This window comes from Cellulomonas rhizosphaerae (assembly GCF_003470205.1).
Classification (GTDB): domain Bacteria; phylum Actinomycetota; class Actinomycetes; order Actinomycetales; family Cellulomonadaceae; genus Cellulomonas; species Cellulomonas rhizosphaerae.
Map to the genome: position 1 here is coordinate 1 of NZ_QWKP01000194.1, position 16,622 is coordinate 16,622.

Annotated in this window: 16 protein-coding genes; 14 read left to right on the top strand and 2 right to left on the bottom strand. The window is 72.2% G+C overall.

Features of this window, described 5'->3' with window-relative positions; genetic code table 11:
• The 6 genes from D1825_RS09945 to aspS form a co-directional block, all read left to right on the top strand.
• Nucleotides 1–380: hypothetical protein (locus D1825_RS09945; protein ID WP_118767268.1), on the top strand; the 380-nt coding region annotated here is incomplete at its 5' end.
• Between the two features lie 31 nt (nt 381–411).
• Nucleotides 412–1,455: an Rv2578c family radical SAM protein gene (locus tag D1825_RS09950; RefSeq protein WP_118767269.1), complete on the top strand. Its 1,044-nt coding sequence runs from the start codon at nt 412–414 to the stop codon at nt 1,453–1,455.
• A gap of 49 nt (nt 1,456–1,504) precedes the next feature.
• Nucleotides 1,505–2,122 carry a hypothetical protein gene (locus tag D1825_RS09955; protein WP_118767270.1) on the top strand — a complete coding sequence of 206 codons (618 nt, stop codon included), beginning with the start codon at nt 1,505–1,507 and terminating at the stop codon, nt 2,120–2,122.
• A 57-nt stretch (nt 2,123–2,179) separates the two neighbouring features.
• A complete protein-coding gene (locus D1825_RS09960; RefSeq protein ID WP_118767271.1) occupies nt 2,180–2,725 on the top strand; it encodes a hypothetical protein in 546 nt (181 codons plus the stop codon).
• Nucleotides 2,719–3,591, top strand: a complete 873-nt coding sequence (locus D1825_RS09965; protein WP_118767272.1) for a hypothetical protein — start codon at nt 2,719–2,721, stop codon at nt 3,589–3,591. Before D1825_RS09960 ends, D1825_RS09965 begins: the two co-directional genes overlap by 7 nt.
• Before the next feature lie 68 nt (nt 3,592–3,659).
• The gene (gene aspS, locus D1825_RS09970) at nt 3,660–5,438 is read left to right on the top strand and encodes an aspartate--tRNA ligase (protein WP_118767273.1); all 1,779 of its coding nucleotides are present in this window, start codon (nt 3,660–3,662) and stop codon (nt 5,436–5,438) included.
• A gap of 75 nt (nt 5,439–5,513) precedes the next feature.
• Here aspS and D1825_RS09975 read toward each other — a convergent pair whose 3' ends face one another.
• The gene (locus D1825_RS09975) at nt 5,514–5,876 is read right to left on the bottom strand and encodes a hypothetical protein (RefSeq protein WP_138067565.1); all 363 of its coding nucleotides are present in this window, start codon (nt 5,874–5,876) and stop codon (nt 5,514–5,516) included.
• A gap of 53 nt (nt 5,877–5,929) precedes the next feature.
• Complete coding sequence (locus tag D1825_RS09980; RefSeq protein ID WP_118767275.1) at nt 5,930–8,173, bottom strand: MMPL family transporter; 2,244 nt, start codon at nt 8,171–8,173, stop codon at nt 5,930–5,932.
• 73 nt (nt 8,174–8,246) lie between these two features.
• On the opposite strand from D1825_RS09980, the gene D1825_RS09985 reads away from it, so the two are divergent.
• The 8 genes from D1825_RS09985 to D1825_RS10020 all read left to right on the top strand — a co-directional run bounded on the left by D1825_RS09985 (nt 8,247) and on the right by D1825_RS10020 (nt 16,614).
• Nucleotides 8,247–9,620, top strand: coding sequence for a replication-associated recombination protein A (locus tag D1825_RS09985; RefSeq protein WP_118767276.1), 1,374 nt, complete (start codon nt 8,247–8,249; stop codon nt 9,618–9,620).
• Nucleotides 9,621–9,834: 214 nt separating this feature from the next.
• Nucleotides 9,835–10,461: a 30S ribosomal protein S4 gene (gene rpsD, locus D1825_RS09990; protein WP_118767277.1), complete on the top strand. Its 627-nt coding sequence runs from the start codon at nt 9,835–9,837 to the stop codon at nt 10,459–10,461.
• Between the two features lie 113 nt (nt 10,462–10,574).
• Nucleotides 10,575–10,940, top strand: coding sequence for a DUF948 domain-containing protein (locus D1825_RS09995; RefSeq protein WP_118767278.1), 366 nt, complete (start codon nt 10,575–10,577; stop codon nt 10,938–10,940).
• Complete coding sequence (locus D1825_RS10000; RefSeq protein WP_118767279.1) at nt 10,940–11,305, top strand: hypothetical protein; 366 nt, start codon at nt 10,940–10,942, stop codon at nt 11,303–11,305. Before D1825_RS09995 ends, D1825_RS10000 begins: the two co-directional genes overlap by 1 nt.
• Nucleotides 11,306–11,345: 40 nt before the next feature.
• Nucleotides 11,346–14,021: an alanine--tRNA ligase gene (alaS, locus tag D1825_RS10005; protein ID WP_118767280.1), complete on the top strand. Its 2,676-nt coding sequence runs from the start codon at nt 11,346–11,348 to the stop codon at nt 14,019–14,021.
• A gap of 1 nt (nt 14,022) precedes the next feature.
• Complete coding sequence (gene ruvX / locus D1825_RS10010) at nt 14,023–14,568, top strand: Holliday junction resolvase RuvX (protein ID WP_118767281.1); 546 nt, start codon at nt 14,023–14,025, stop codon at nt 14,566–14,568.
• Between the two features lie 7 nt (nt 14,569–14,575).
• Nucleotides 14,576–15,778 (top strand): endolytic transglycosylase MltG, encoded by a 1,203-nt coding sequence (gene mltG / locus D1825_RS10015; RefSeq protein ID WP_118767282.1) that lies wholly within the window; start codon nt 14,576–14,578, stop codon nt 15,776–15,778.
• The gene (locus D1825_RS10020) at nt 15,775–16,614 is read left to right on the top strand and encodes a shikimate dehydrogenase (RefSeq protein WP_118767283.1); all 840 of its coding nucleotides are present in this window, start codon (nt 15,775–15,777) and stop codon (nt 16,612–16,614) included. The genes mltG and D1825_RS10020 overlap by 4 nt, the downstream gene beginning before the upstream one ends.
• Nucleotides 16,615–16,622 lie beyond the last annotated feature (8 nt).

The following is a 16,622-nucleotide window of genomic DNA, read 5'->3' on the forward strand; positions in this document are numbered from 1 at the left end:
TCGAGGGCGCGCCGACGGCAGCGAGCGTGACCGCGTCGGTGTACGGCGGCGCGGTCTGGGCGCGAGTGGACGCGAGCTTCGCGCACCTGTCGCTCTCGGCGCCGGGCGCCACGCCGTCCGGCTGCGATGACATCGGGACGCCGTGGTCTGCGGGGGGAACGGCGACCTGCTCGATCGTGTTCGACCGGTCGAGCGCCAACCAAACCGTGAAGGCCGGGCACTCGGTGCCCACGTCGACACTGACCGCGACGTCGACGTGGACCGCCCAGTGGGTGTCGAGCGCCAACGCCGCCCCGCAGGAGCTCCCGGATCCCGACCCGGTGACGACGACCGCCGAGGTGCCCGTCGCCGAGGTCCAGTCGGTCGTCACGGGCTCTTGACACGCATTCGAACACGTGTTCGGATGGGGCGATGCGATGGGACGATCAGCGGGGTGACGACGACGCGGCGCTGCCGGGCCTCGGCATGCGCGGCCTGGTCCGGAGCGTGCGGACCCCGGAGTTCGCCGGGATCACCTTCCACGAGGTCCTCGCGCGCAGCGCGCTGAACAAGGTCCCCGAGGCGTCGGCGATGCCCTTCCGGTGGACGGTCAACCCGTTCCGGGGCTGCACGCACGCGTGCGTCTACTGCTTCGCCCGCCCCACGCACGAGTACCTCGACCTCGACGCGGGCCGCGACTTCGAGACCCAGGTGGTCGTCAAGACGAACGTGGTCGAGGTGCTGCGTGCGGAGCTGTCCCGCGCGTCGTGGGGCCGACAGGCCGTCGCGTTGGGGACCAACACCGATCCGTACCAGCGGGCCGAGGGCCGGTACGCGTTCATGCCGGGCATCGTCGAGGCGCTCGTGGCGTCCCGGACGCCGCTGTCGATCCTCACCAAAGGCACCCTGCTGCGTCGCGACCTCGCGCTCCTCGCGTCGGCCGCCGAGCACGTGCCGGTCGGGATCGGCGTCTCGCTCGCCATCGGCGACGAGGCGCTCCAGCAGGCGATGGAACCGGGGACGCCGACGCCGCGAGCCCGGCTCGACCTGATCCGCGCGGTGCGGGACGCGGGACTCCCGTGCGGCGTGATGATCGCGCCCGTCATGCCGTGGTTGACGGACGGCAGGGACGAGCTCGACGCGCTGCTGAGCCAGGTCGCCGAGGCGGGCGCGACGGGCGTCACGGTGCTGCCGCTGCACCTGCGGGGCCCGGTCAAGCCGCTCTACTACGCATGGCTCGAGGAGCACCGCCCCGACCTCGTGGCGCGATACCGCTCGCTGTACGGGTCGGGGGCGTACGCGCCCCGCGAGTACGTCCGGTGGCTCGACGAGCGCGTGCGGCCGCTGGTCGCGCGGCACGGGCTCGGCCGGGGCGGCGGCCACCGGCTCGACGCCGAGGGAACGTACCCGGAGGGCAGCATGCCTCCAGCGCAGGCGCCGCCCGTGGCCACCGTCCTGCAGCCCGCGCTGTTCTGAGGCGACGCGACCGCGTGCGACCCGGTGCCGGGGCACCTAGCGTGGCGCCATGCCCGAGCGCGTCGACGTCTACCGCGGCCACATCGCCGGCTTCGGCACGGCGAGCGGGCGCCGGTTCGTCGTCGGGCGCTGGCTCGCGAGCCCGTACGGCGCGTTCGCCGACGTGATGGTCGAGGATCCGGACGGGCTCCGCACGCTCCTGGCGCCGAGCGGCGACGTGGCCGACGAGGTCTCGGCGACGTACACGTTCGACGCGGTGCACGTCGTCGACGTGCGGGTGACGGCCGACGAGGTGTCACGGACCTGGCACGTGACGGCGGGGCCGCTCGACGCCGGGATCACGATCGGTGCACGGACCCGGGTGGGTGCGCTGCTCGCCGCGGTGCCGCGGCCCCTCGCATCTGCGGAGTGGTTCGCCGGCGCTGTGGACCCGGTTGCGAGGGTCGCTGTGCCCGGGGTCCGGACGCGGGGGACCGCGGGCGGCGGGCGCCGCGAGACCTACGCGGCGTCGGACCAGCACGCCGTCACGGCGGTCGACGCGTCGTGGGCGGACACGTCCTGCGGCGAGCTGCGCGACCTCGTGCCCCCGGTCGGCTTCGGGTTCTCGTCGGCGCCGGCGCGGCCCAGCGTCACGCGTGTCAGCACGACGATCAGGCGCCAGGTGTAGCCAACGGCACACCCGCTCGGTTCGAACCTCCGCGGACGATCACCTAGCCTCGCTGACGTGCAGATCCCCGTGAGCCTCGGCCGAGCCACCGCCGCCGGCGGCGTCCTCGTCGCGCTCCTGGCCGCCTGCAGCGCGAGCCCGGAGCCGGCCGACACCCCGTCTCCGAGCCCGACGACGACCACCACCACAGCCTCCGCACAGCCGACCGCCGGGGCAGAGCAGGCCGTCGCCGCGGTCGTCGACAGGTACGTCGCCGCGATGGTCACCATGGAGAACTCGGGCCAGGTCGACCCGGCACCGATGTTCGGGATCGCGTCCGACGACGTGGCCAAGCAGGAGGCCGCGCGCGTCAAGGATCTCGTCGACCAGGGCATCCACCGCGAGGGACACCCCACCCTCGGCGAGCCCACGATCACCGTCGACGGGTCGTCGGCCCGCTACGAGGTCTGCATGGACCAGGACGCGTGGGTCGGGGTCTACGAGGACCAGAAGCTCGCCACCGACTACGGTCCGCTGCCGACCGGCTGGGACCTCACGCTCGTCGACGACGCATGGGTCGTCACGGCCACGGTGCCCGACAAGGACGTGACGCTGACGTGCTGACGCTGCGCCGAGCCCTGGCGTCGGTGACGACGGCGCTGGTCGGGCTCCTCCTGGTCATGCCCGCGTCCGGGGCGCAGGCCGCCGACGGCTGCTCGCTGGTCGAGGCCGGGGTCGTCGACGGCAAGATGACCTACGAGACGGTCTGCCCCGGCGACGAGACCGGCGGCGAGGACACCGGCGGCGGGGGAGCGCCCGCTGCGGACAAGTGTGACAAGAGCGTCGTCGAGGGCGTCGGCGACTACGTCTTCTGCGTCGGCACCACCGCGTGCGCGGTGAACAACCCCTCGCACCTCGACGAGGCCGACTGGCCCGAGGACGAGAGCCCCGGCCCTGACTACATCTACACGTTCAAGTGGTGCACGACGGCTGCCGGCGCGACCGACTACGGCTGGAGCTGGTACCAGCCCGAGGACGAGGGCCCGACGCTCGAGGAGCTCGCGCAGCAGGCGTTCGGCGCACTGGAGACGCCCGCGTTCGCCGTGGCATTCAACCCTCCGGGCCGCACGGTCGTCGGCTTCCCCACGTGGTTCTGGGCCGACACCGGTTCCGCGGGCTCGATCACGGGCTCGTCGGCCGGCGGTGTCGTCGCGATCGCGCAGCCCTCGCGCCTCGAGGTCGATCCCGGTGACGGGCGCGGGGTCCAGCGGTGCGGGTGGACGACGACGAAGACCGACACGTGCTCGGCCACGTACGCGCGCTCGTCGCTCGGCTACCCGGCACGGATGCGCCTCGTGTACGACGTGCGCTTCGAGAACGACGGCGCCCCGCTGGACCTCGACGGTCTGCCGACCGTGCTCCAGTCGCCGTGGGAGCAGCGCGACGTGCCCGTCGCCGAGATCCAGTCGGTCGTCACCTCCGGTTCCTGAGCGCGTCAGGCGCCCGGCGCGACGACTAGGATCGTTGCGGCCACAACCCCTGACCGAAGGACTTCGCTGTGCTCCGCACCCACACCGCCGGCTCCCTGCGAGCCGAGCACATCGGCACCACCGTCACCCTCACGGGCTGGGTGGACCGCCGGCGCGATCACGGCGGCGTGGCGTTCGTGGACCTCCGCGACGCCTCGGGGATCGCCCAGGTCGTCATCCGCGACGAGGCCGTCGCGCACGGCCTGCGGTCGGAGTACGTCCTGCAGGTCACGGGCGAGATCGGTCGCCGGCCCGTCGGGAACGAGAACGCGAACCTCGCCACGGGCGAGGTCGAGCTCGTCGCGACCGACGTCGTCGTGCTCAACGAGGCCGCGCCGCTGCCGTTCCAGGTCTCGTCCTCGCTGGACGAGCCCGTGGGCGAGGAGGCGCGTCTGAAGTACCGCTACCTCGACCTGCGCCGGCCCGCTCCCGCGCGCGCGATCCGCCTGCGCGCCCAGGCGAACGCCGCCGCGCGCGCCGTGCTCGACGCGCAGGACTTCGTCGAGGTCGAGACCCCGACCCTGACGCGCAGCACGCCCGAGGGTGCGCGCGACTTCCTGGTGCCCGCTCGCCTCGCGCCGGGCAGCTGGTACGCCCTGCCGCAGTCGCCGCAGCTGTTCAAGCAGCTGCTCATGGTGGCCGGCCTCGAGCGGTACTACCAGATCGCCCGCTGCTACCGCGACGAGGACTTCCGCGCCGACCGCCAGCCGGAGTTCACGCAGCTCGACGTCGAGATGAGCTTCGTCGAGCAGGACGACGTGATCGCGCTCGGCGAGCAGATCCTCGTCGCGCTGTGGAAGCTCGTCGACGTCGAGATCCCGACGCCGATCCGCCGCATGACCTTCCATGAGGCGATGGCCCGCTACGGCTCGGACAAGCCCGACCTGCGCTTCGGCCTCGAGCTCGTCGAGCTGACCGAGTACTTCAAGGACACCCCGTTCCGGGTGTTCCAGGCGCCCTACGTCGGCGCCGTCGTGCAGCCGGGCGGCGCCTCGACGCCGCGCCGCGGCTTCGACGCCTGGCAGGAGTGGGCCAAGCAGCGCGGCGCCAAGGGCCTCGCGTACGTCACGGTCGGCGAGGACGGCGAGCTCGGCGGCCCGGTCGCCAAGAACATCACCGAGTCCGAGCGCGCCGGGCTGGTCGCTGCCACGGGCGCGAGCCCCGGCGACGCGATCTTCTTCGCCGCCGGCGGCGTCACCGCGGCCCGCGGCCTGCTGGGCGCCGCACGACTGGAGATCGGCCGTCGCGGCGGTCTGATCGACGACGCCGAGTGGTCGTTCGTGTGGGTCGTCGACGCGCCGCTGTTCAAGCCCACGGGCGAGGACGACGACGTCGCGGTCGGCGCCGGCGCCTGGACCGCCGTGCACCACGCGTTCACCTCGCCCACGCCCGAGTGGATCGACACGTTCGAGAGCGACCCCGGCGCGGCACTGGCCTACGCGTACGACATCGTCTGCAACGGCAACGAGATCGGCGGCGGCTCGATCCGTATCCACCGCCGCGACGTGCAGGAGCGCGTGTTCGACATCATGGGCATCGGCCCCGAGGACGCGCAGGAGAAGTTCGGCTTCCTGCTCGACGCCTTCCAGTTCGGTGCCCCGCCGCACGGCGGCATCGCGTTCGGCTGGGACCGGATCGTCGCACTGCTCACGGGCGCCGAGTCGATCCGCGACGTCATCGCGTTCCCGAAGTCGGGCGGCGGCTACGACCCGCTGACGCAGGCACCCGCGCCCATCACGGCGCAGCAGCGCCGGGAGGCGGGCGTGGACTTCACGACCAAGCCGAAGGTCGCCGCGCCGGCCGAGTGAGGCGAGGACGACCGGCCCGCCAGCGCCAGCTGACGCTCGCGGGCCGGTCGCCCTGCACCTGCACCAGACCTCGGCTCACCACCGGGGCGGCAGCACCCCGTCGCCGTTGAGCGTCAGGTGCTCGCGCGGCGGCGCGTCCATCTCGGGGACCCCGCGCCACGCCCAGTCGCTCTGGTCGGTGTGCAGCCGGTGCGGGCGCGCCCGAAAGGAGCGACGCCACAGCGTCCACAGGACGAGACCCGCGGCGATGCAGTAGAGGCCCGTCTGGAAGAAGATCCAGGCGCCTTCCTTGTGCGTCTGCGGGTCGTCCGACGCCATGCGCGCGATCATCTCGACGACGGCCGACGCCAACGGGATCGCGAGCACCGCCGTCGCGAGGCGAGCCTGCCACCGGAATCGGCGATACGTGCGGGTGTCGTGAGGAAGGATCGGCGGCACGCTCAAGGTCTAGCAGCCGTATGCCCCGCGTCGCGTGAGCCGACGGGGTGACGTCAGTGCGTGATGGCGAGCCGGGTGTAGATCCGGGTCATCCACGCCGGCGCCCACCAGTTGGCGGAGCCGAGGATCGTCATCGTCGCGGGCACGAGCAGCAGGCGGACGATGGTCGCGTCGATGAGCACGGCCACGGCCAACGCGAAGCCGACCTCTTTGATCACCAGCAGCTGCCCGGCGACGAATCCGGCGAAGACCACGATGATGATGGCCGCGGCCGAGGTGATGATCCGCCCGGAGCGCTGCAGCCCGAGGCGCACGGCGTCGTTGTCGGAGCAGCCCTCGTCGTGCAGCTCCTTGATCCGCGACAGCAGGAACACCTCGTAGTCCATCGCCAGCCCGAACGCGAAGGCGATCACGAGAGCGATCACGAACGTCTCGATCCCGCCGGTCGAGGTGAACCCGAGCAGGCCCTCGAGGTGCCCGTCCTGGAACGCCCACACGAGCACGCCGAGCGATGCGGCGAGCGAGAGCAGGTTGGTCAGCAGCGCCTTGACCGGCAGCACGACCGAGCCGGTCATGAGGAACAGCAGGATGAACGTGGCGAGCCCGACGATCAGCGCGGCCCAGGGCGCACCCGCACGCAGCGCTGCGGAGAAGTCGATCTGCGAGGCCGCCTGGCCGGTCACCCACGTCGGGAAGCCGGGGTCGAGGTCGCGAATCTCCATGACCGCGTCCCGCGCGACCGCGTCGCCGCCGTCCGTCGTCGCAGGGCGCACGCCGATCGCGACGTAGGACCCGACGGGCGTGGGGCTGTCGACCGACGCGACGTCGGGCAGAGCCTCGAGCTCGGTGGCCCAGGCCGTCGCCTCGTCGAGCGACGCCTCGGCGACGACCGTGATGGCCGGTGACGTGGACGCGGGGTACTGGGCGGCGAGCGTCTCGACGAACTCGCGCTGCGTGCTGCCGGCCGGAAGGAGCTGTGTGGTCGAGCTGCGCAGCTCGAGGTGCGCGAGCGGGAGCGCGAGGGTCACCAGCACGACGACCGCACCGCCCATGACCCACCACGGGTGGCGCTGCACGCGTGCGGCGAGCCGCGAGAAGCGGCCCTCCTCGGCAACCACGTCGGACGTGCTCGAGAGCAGGCGCTGGAGGCCCGGCACGCGCGAGAGCAGGCCGGGACGTGCCAACCGGCGGCCGGTCAGCACGAGCAGCGCGGGCACGAGCGTCATCGCGGTCGCGACGGCGACGACGACCACGGCCACGCCCGCGGCGCCGATGGCCCGCAGGATGTCGGGGGAGAAGACGAGCAGGCTCGCGATCGAGATCGCGACGGTCAGCGCGGAGAACGCGACGGTGCGCCCCGCGGTCGCCATGGTGTTCTCGATGGCGGTCACGACGGGTCCGTCGCCGCGCCGACGACGAGCCGCACGGCCCCCGTCGGCGTCGATGAGCCGGTGCAGCTCCTCGCGGTAGCGGGACACGATGAGCAGGCCGTAGTCGATCGACAGACCCAGGCCGAGCACGGTCACGACGTTGACGACGGACGAGTCGAGCGTCATGACGTACGAGAGCCCGAGCAGCACGGCCAGGCCGCCCGCGATCGAGGCGAACGCGCCCGCCATGGGCATCGCCGCGGCCAGGAAGCCGCCGAACACCAGCACCATGATGAGCAGCGCGATCGGCAGCGCGATGGCCTCGCCCGTGCGCAGGTCGGTCTCGACCTGCTCGGTGATCGCGGAGTAGATCAGGGACGTGCCGCCGACGACGCCGGTGACCTTCGGGGCGACCGGGCGCAGGTCGGCGGGGACGTCCTCGAGCCGGTGCTCGACCGCGCTGAGCGTCCTGCTCTCCTCGGAGTCCGTCAGGCCGGGGGCGAGCTCGACCACGACGAGGAACCCGTCGCCGTCCTTGGCGACCAGGGGCGCGGCCGCGGGGTTGTCCACGCCGTCGGGCAGGGCGATCGGGTCGACCACGGACGCGACGCCGCTGATCGTGACAAGGTCCGCGCGCGCAGGGTCGAGGGCGTCGTCGAGGCCCTTCGTCGTCGGGTCGACGTCGGACAGGATGAGCGTGAGCGACGCCCCGGCCTCGTCGGCCTGCGCGAGGATCGCGCGGCCCTCCTGGCTCTCGGAGCCCGGTGCGACCGCCTCTCCGGTGGTGAGGCGCTCGAACAGGCTCTCACCGTGCACGCCGACGGCCGCGAAGGAGTAGCCGAGCACGGCCAGCACCAGCCAGACGACGACGGTCAGGCGGGGATGGTGGGCGACGACGCGACCGAGACGGGCGAACACGCTGGCCATCGTCGCAGGTGGATGGGCGTGCTCGCACACCTGACGCACGATCATGTGGGCGAGCGGACGTACTCTGCACGCCATGGACCTGTTCGACGCGGCGACCTCGACCTCCTCGGGCCTGCCCGCGGTCGGGGCCGGAGCACCGCTCGCGGTCCGCATGCGACCCCGTTCGCTCGACGAGGTCGCGGGCCAGGGACACCTGCTCGTGCCCGGCTCGCCGTTGCGCCGGCTGGTCGAGCCCGCGGGCGAGGCAGGGCGGCGCGCTGCGCCGTCGTCGGTCGTGCTCTGGGGGCCGCCGGGGACGGGCAAGACGACCCTCGCCTACCTCATCGCGTCCTCGTCGGGCCGCCGGTTCGTCGAGCTGTCCGCCGTCACCGCGGGGGTCAAGGACGTGCGGGCGGTCATCGACGGCGCGCGTCGTGCCCTGGCGACGAGCTCGGGCGAGACGGTCCTGTTCATCGACGAGGTGCACCGCTTCACCAAGGCGCAGCAGGACGCGCTGCTCCCCAGCGTCGAGAACCGCTGGGTCACGCTCGTCGCCGCGACCACCGAGAACCCCTCGTTCTCCGTCAACTCCCCGCTGCTGTCCCGCTCGCTGCTGCTCACGCTCCAGCCGCTGTCCACCGAGGACGTCTCGGCGCTCGTGCGCCGCGCGGTCGGCGACGAGCGCGGGCTCGCCGGCGCGGTCACGCTGACCGACGAGGCGCTCGAGCACCTGCTGCGCCTGGCCGGGGGAGATGCGCGCAAGGCCCTGACGATCCTCGAGGCGGCCGCGGGCTCGGCGCTGTCGGCGGCCGACGAGCGCGGCGACGACACCCCGGCGCTCGTCGACCTGGAGACCGTCGAGCGCGCGATCGACGTCGCGGCGGTCCGCTACGACCGTGACGGGGACCAGCACTACGACGTGATCAGCGCGTTCATCAAGTCGATGCGCGGCTCGGACGTCGACGCGGCCCTGCACTACCTCGCGCGCATGATCGCCGCGGGGGAGGACCCCCGCTTCATCGCGCGACGCGTGGTGATCGCGGCCGCCGAGGACGTGGGCATGGCCGACCCCAGCGCGCTGCAGACCGCGGTCGCTGCCGCGCAGGCGGTCCAGCTCATCGGCATGCCCGAGGGGCGGATCATCCTGGCCGAGGCCGTCGTGCACGTCGCGACCGCGCCCAAGTCCAACCGCTCGTACAACGGCATCAACGCCGCGATGGCCGACGTCCGCGCGGGCCGGATCGGGTCCGTGCCCGCCCACCTGCGCGACGCGCACTACGCGGGAGCTGAGTCCCTCGGCCACGGCCAGGGCTACGTGTACTCGCACGACGAGCCGACCGGCGTCGCCGCGCAGCAGTACCTGCCCGACGAGCTCGCCGGCGCCCGCTACTACGAGCCGACCGACCGCGGCTTCGAGCGCCAGCTCGGTGAGCGGCTCGAGCGCATCCGCGGGATCCTCGAGGGCTGAGGGGCACGTCACGCGCGGGGCGTTCGAGCGGCACCCCGTTTGCAGGTAGAGTATGCGGGTCGTCCTGACGCCCTCGCCTCATCGCGAGCCGGCGGGACGGCCACCTGGGGCCATAGCCACGGCGCGACAGCGCCGATCGAAGGTCGGCCCCACGCCCTCCGGACACTCGTCCGCTCGGGGGTGTGACGTCAAACAAACGACAGGAAGTATCTCTGTGAGCAGTGTGACCCGCTCGCGCCGCCAGGTTCGCCTGAGCCGCGCCCTCGGCCTGGCCCTGACGCCCAAGGCCGTCAAGCACTTCGAGAAGCGTCCGTACCCCCCGGGCGAGCACGGCCGCGCCCGTCGCCGCACCGAGTCGGACTACGCCGTCCGTCTGCGCGAGAAGCAGCGGCTGCGTGCGCAGTACGCGCTCCGCGAGAAGCAGATGGCCCGCGCGTACGAGGACGCCCGCAAGGCCCCGGGCCTGACCGGTGAGGCCCTCGTCGAGAACCTCGAGGTCCGCCTCGACGCGCTCGTCCTGCGTTCGGGCTTCGCCCGCACGATCCTGCAGGCCCGCCAGGCCGTGACGCACCGTCACATCCTCGTGGACGGCAAGATCGTCGACCGCCCCTCCTTCCGCGTGAAGCCGGGCCAGACGCTGCAGGTCAAGCCCAAGAGCCAGGCCACCACGCCGTTCCAGGTCGCCGCCGCCGGCGCGCACCGCGACGTGCTGCCGGCCGTCCCGGGCTACCTGGACGTCCAGCTCGAGAAGCTCTCGTCGATCCTGGTCCGCGCCCCCAAGCGCGCCGAGGTCCCCGTGACGTGCGAGGTCCAGCTGGTCGTCGAGTACTACGCCCGCTGATCTGAGCCTCACCGAACGCCCCGCCCGCGCCCAGCGCCGGCGGGGCGTTCGCGTTCCCGGTGCAGGTAGGGTTTCGGGCGGACCAGTCGGGTCACGTCAGGGAGGTCGGACAGATGTTGGGTGACGTCGCAGGCATGATCGCCGCGATCGCGTTCGTGCTGCTCGTCGGCCTGCTCGCCGTGCCGCTGCTCAAGCTCGGGCGGGTGCTCGACGAGACCACGACCTCGGTCAAGGAGCTCACGGACCACACCGTCCCGGTCCTCGACGAGACCGCGGCGCTGGTCGCGTCCGGGAACACGCAGCTCGAGAACATCGACACCGTCACGACGGCCGCCGCCCAGGTGTCTCAGAACGTCTCCGCCCTCACCGCGCTGTTCGCCGCCACGCTCGGCGGCCCCGCCGTCAAGGTTGCCGCGTTCTCCTACGGCGTGCGACGCGCGTTCGGCGGCTTCGCCGCGGGCGCCCGCAAGGGCCGCTGATGCGCCGCCTGTTCTGGGTCGGCGTCGGCGTGGCCGTGACGGTCGTCGTGATCCGCAAGGGTCGCTCGCTCGCGGCCGAGTACCTGCCGGCGGGCACGACCGAGATCGTCGACGGCGCCACGCGGCTGACCCGGGCGTGGAACACCGCGCGGGCCGAGTTCACCGCCGGGGTCTCCGAGCGGAGCGCCGAGCTCATGCACGACCTGGTCGGCGACGCGGACGTCGACGAGCTGCGCGCCCAGCGCCCGCAGCACGTCGACGAGCTCCGCCACCGGTTCCGCCCCGACGACAAGCCCAAGGTGCCCGCCCACTGGGCAGGCCCGACCGAGGACCCGGACGACGACGGCGACGCCGCGTTCTTCTGATCCCCACCTGCTCCAGCACATCCCCGCGAAGAAGGACATCATGCGTACCGCCGAGATCCGCCAGCGTTGGCTCGACTACTTCGAGACCCGCGGTCACACCGTGGTGCCGTCGGCCCCGCTGATCTCGCCCGACCCGTCGACGCTGTTCGTCATCGCCGGCATGGTGCCGTTCATCCCGTACATGCTCGGCGAGCAGACCCCGCCGTGGGACCGCGCGACCAGCGTGCAGAAGTGCGTGCGCACCCTCGACATCGAGGAGGTCGGCAAGACGACCCGGCACGGCACGTTCTTCCAGATGAACGGCAACTTCTCGTTCGGGGACTACTTCAAGGAAGGCGCGATCACCTACGCCTGGGAGCTGATCACCACGCCCCAGGACAAGGGCGGCTACGGCTTCGACCCCGAGACGATCTGGGTCACGGTCTACGAGGACGACGACGAGGCGCGCGAGCTGTGGATGAAGATCGCGGGCCTGCCCGACGAGCGCATCCAGCGGCGCGGCAAGAAGGACAACTACTGGCACACCGGGAGCGCGGGCCCCGGCGGCCCCTGCTCGGAGATCTACGTCGACCGCGGCCCGGAGTTCGGGCTCGACGGCGGCCCCGTGGTCGACGAGGACCGGTACGTCGAGATCTGGAACCTGGTCTTCATGCAGTACGCGCTCGACCAGGTGCGCAGCAAGGAGGACTTCCGCGTCACGGGTCCCCTCAAGCAGCGCAACATCGACACGGGCATGGGCCTGGAGCGCGTCGCGTTCCTGCTGCAGGGCGTCAACAACATGTACGAGATCGACGAGGTGTTCCCCGTCATCGTCGGCGCGCAGGAGCTGTCCGGCCGGGTCTACGGCGCGGACCAGGACGACGACGTGCGGATGCGCGTCGTGGCCGACCACGTGCGCTCGGCGCTCATGCTCATGGGTGACGGCGTGACTCCGTCGAACGAGGGCCGCGGCTACGTGCTGCGCCGCCTGCTGCGCCGCTCCATCCGCGCGATGCGCCTCCTGGGCGTCGAGGGCCACGCGCTGCCGACGCTGCTGCCGCTGAGCCGCGACGCGATGAGCCCGTCGTACCCGGAGCTGGCCACCAACTTCGACCGGATCAGCCAGGTCGCCTACGCCGAGGAGGACGCGTTCCGCCGCACCCTCGTCGCGGGCACGACGATCCTCGACACCGCGGTCGCGTCGGCGAAGACGGCCACCGGCACGCTGTCGGGCGCGGACGCGTTCCAGCTGCACGACACCTACGGCTTTCCGATCGACCTCACGCTCGAGATGGCGGCCGAGCAGGGCGTCGACGTCGACCGCGAGGCGTTCCGCACGCTCATGCAGGCGCAGCGCGACCGTGCGCGCGCCGACGCGATGTCCAAGCGCGCCGGCCGCGCGGACACCGGCGCGTACCAGGACCTGCACAAGTCGCTCAGCGCGACGAGCGGCAAGCCCGTCCAGTTCATCGGCTACACCGACGTCGAGGCGACGTCGCAGGTCGTCGGGCTGCTCGTCGACGGCGTGCCCGCCCCCGCGGCGACCGCCCCGGCGGACGTCGAGGTCATCCTCGACGTGACCCCGTTCTACGCCGAGGCCGGCGGCCAGCAGGCCGACACGGGCACGATCGTGCTCGACAACGGTGCGCGCATCGAAGTCGACGACGTCCAGGCGCCGGTCAAGGGCCTCTCCGTGCACCACGGCCGGCTCGTCGACGGCACCGTGACGCACGGCGACCGCGGCGTCGCGCGCATCGACACGGCGCGGCGCCAGGCGATCGCGCGTGCGCACACCGCGACGCACCTGGTCCACAAGGCGCTGCACGAGTCGCTGGGGGAGACGGCCACGCAGGCCGGCTCGCTCAACGCCCCGAGCCGCCTGCGCTTCGACTTCCGCTCGCCGTCGGCGACCCCGCACGAGGTGGTCGCGGAGATCGAGGCGCGCGTCAACGAGCGGCTGCAGGACGACCTCGAGGTCACCGACCAGACCATGAACATCGACGAGGCGCGCGCCAAGGGCGCGATGGCGCTGTTCGGCGAGAAGTACGGCAACGAGGTGCGCGTCGTCTCGATCGGCGGCGACTGGTCGCTCGAGCTCTGCGCGGGCACGCACGTGCGTCGCTCCGGCGAGCTCGGCCTGGTCACGCTGCTGTCGGAGTCGGCCATCGGCTCCGGGGTGCGTCGCGTCGACGCCCTCGTCGGCGCGGGTGCCTACGGGTACCAGGCCAAGGAGCGCGCCCTCGTCGGGCAGATCTCCGGGCTGCTCGGGGCGCGTCCTGACGAGCTGGCCGAGCGGGTGTCCTCGCTGCTGACCCGGCTCAAGGAGTCGGAGAAGGAGCTCGGCGCGCTGCGCCAGGCCCAGATCCTCGCCGGCGCGGGCACGCTCGCGTCGGGCGCGCAGCTCGTCGGTTCGACGCGCGTCGTCACCGCGGACCTCGGCGAGGTGTCGGGCGACGACATCCGCACCCTGGTCCTCGACGTCCGCTCGCGTCTCGGCGAGTCCGAGCCGGCGGTCGTCGCGATCGCGGGCGCGGCCAAGGGTCGCCCCGTGGTCGTCGTCGCGACGAACGCCGCGGCACGCGCCGCGGGAGTTCGCGCGGGCGCGCTCGTCAAGCTCGCGTCGGGTGTGCTCGGCGGCGGTGGCGGCGGCAAGGACGACCTGGCCCAGGGCGGTGGCACCGACGTGAGCAAGGTCGGCGAGGCGCTCGAAGCCGTCCTGACCGCGGTGCGCGGCTGACGTGAGCGTCGAGCGGGGCGCTCGGCTCGGGGTCGACGTGGGCACCGTCCGCGTCGGCCTCGCGGCCAGCGACCCGGACGGGATGATCGCCACGCCGGTCGAGACCCTGGCGCGCGACACGCGGAAGCCGAAGCCTGGACAGTTGTCCAAAGACCTGGCGCAGATCGTGCGCGAGGTGCACGAACGAGGTGCACAGTGTGTGTACGTCGGGCTGCCACGACACTTGTCCGGTGCCGAAGGGGCCTCATCGGAGGCCGCACGCGCGTACGCTGTGGGGTTGGCGCAGGCCATCGCACCGATCTCGGTGCGAATGGTCGATGAACGGATGAGCACGGTGTCCGCGCATCAGGCGCTGCAGGCGTCCGGCCGATCCGGGCGCCGCCACCGGCAGGTCGTCGATCAGGCGGCCGCGGTGGTCATCCTGCAGTACGCGTTGGACGCAGAGCGCGCGATGGGGCGGCGCCCGGGAGAACCGGTCGTCGTCGAGCGCGCCGCGGGGGAAGACGACGCGTCGGGGGCTGCGGGTCACGGGACGACGGTGGAGTGACACACACGTGAGCAACAGCCAGACCGAGTGGTGGGCACCGGTGGAGGGCAACGGCCAGAGCGCCGACCTCTTCGGTGGCGACCCCACGTCCGCGCAGCCGCCCCGTCGTTCCCGCAGCGGAGGACGAGCCCGTGAGGCGCGCCAGCGCAAGCAGCGCCGCAACCGCGGCTTCCTCGTCGTCCTCGTGGCGCTCCTGCTCGTCGTGGGCGCCGGGTACGTCGTGGTCCAGCTGCTGGGCGGGATGTTCGACGACAAGGGCGGCAGCTCCGCGGAGAAGCTCACCGACTACCCCGGGCCTGGCTTCGGCTCCGCCACGGTGACCATCAACCCGGGCGACACCGGCGCAGACATGGGCGCTGCTCTCGCCGACGCGGGCGTCGTCGCCTCGGCTCAGGCGTTCAACGCTGCCTTCGCCGCCAACACGGGTGCTGCCTCGATCCAGCCGGGCACGTACAGCCTGCTGCAGGAGATGAAGGCGTCCGACGCGGTCGACGCGCTGCTCAACCCCGCGAGCAAGTCCTCGTTCCGGGTGACGATCCCTGAGGGGCTCACCAAGGACCAGATCGTGGCGCGGATCAACGAGAAGACGCTGATCCCCACGAAGGAGCTCAACGCGGCGCTGAAGGACTCTAAGGCGATCGGCTTGCCGTCGCAGGCGGACGGGAATGCCGAGGGCTGGCTTTTCCCCGCGACGTACGACGTGCAGCCGGACGCGTCCGCGGCCGACGTGCTCAAGATGATGACCGCGAAGACCGTCTCGGTGCTCAACGACAAGAAGGTCGCGAAGGACGACTGGGAGACGGTGCTGAACAAGGCGTCCCTGGTCGAGCGCGAGGGGAAGCTGGACGAGGACCGGCCCAAGATGGCGCGGGTCATCGAGAACCGGCTGGACCAGGGCTGGACGCTGGGCATCGACGCCGCTGTCGCCTACGGCGCCGGTATCAACGGAACTCAGCTGACCGACAAGCAACTCAAGGACACGAGCAACCCCTACAACACGCGGGTGCACGCAGGTCTGCCTCCGACCCCGATCGCGTCGCCTGGCGAGGCATCCATCGACGCCGTGCTCAAGCCGGCGGACGGCGACTGGATGTACTGGTGCACGGTGAACCCGGAGACCGGCGAGACCGTTTTCTCCGAGACCGGCGCCGAGCACGACGTCGCGGTGGCTCAGCTCAACAAGTGGATCGACGAGCACGGCAACGGATGACGGACCCGTCGCCGCGACGGGCGGCCGTCCTCGGCCACCCCGTCGCGCACTCGCTGTCGCCCACGCTGCACCGCGCGGCCTACGCCGCCCTCGGTCTCGACCACTGGTCGTACGAGGCGGTCGACGTGGTCGCCGACGACCTGCCGTCTTTCGTCGGGTCGCTCGACGAGACCTGGGCGGGTCTGTCGCTGACGATGCCGCATAAGCAGGTCGTGCTCCCGCTGCTCGACCACGTCGAGCCGCTGGCCTCAGTGGTCGGCGCCGTGAACACCGTGCTGATCTCGGGATCCGGCACGGCGCGCACCCTCGTCGGCGCGAACACCGACGTGTACGGCCTGGTCACTGCACTGCGTGAAGGGCTCTCGGGCCCGGTCGCGTCTGCGGCCGTCATCGGCGCCGGCGCGACCGCTGCCTCGACGCTGGCCGCGCTCGGCGAGCTGGGCTGTTCTGCTCCGATCGTCTACGTGCGCTCGATGCAACGCGCCGGGGCGTTGATGCGAGCCGCTCATCGCATGGGCGTGACCCCTGAGTTCCGCACGCTGGATCGCGCCGCGGCCGAGATCGGCCGCGCGTCGGTCGTCGTCTCGACGCTGCCCCCGCGCGCCGCTGACTCGCTCGCCGAGTCGCTCGTCGTCGGTCCGGGGGTCCTGCTCGACGTCGCATACGACCCGCGCCCCACTCTGCTCCAGGCCGCCTGGGTGTCGGGCGGGGGAGTGGCCGTCGGGGGCGAGCGCATGCTGCTGCACCAGGCCGCGGAGCAGGTGCGCCTGATGACGGGGCACGTTCCTCCTGTTGCGGCGATGGATGCCGGCCTGGAGTCCCAACTCACCCACTGATTTCCCCC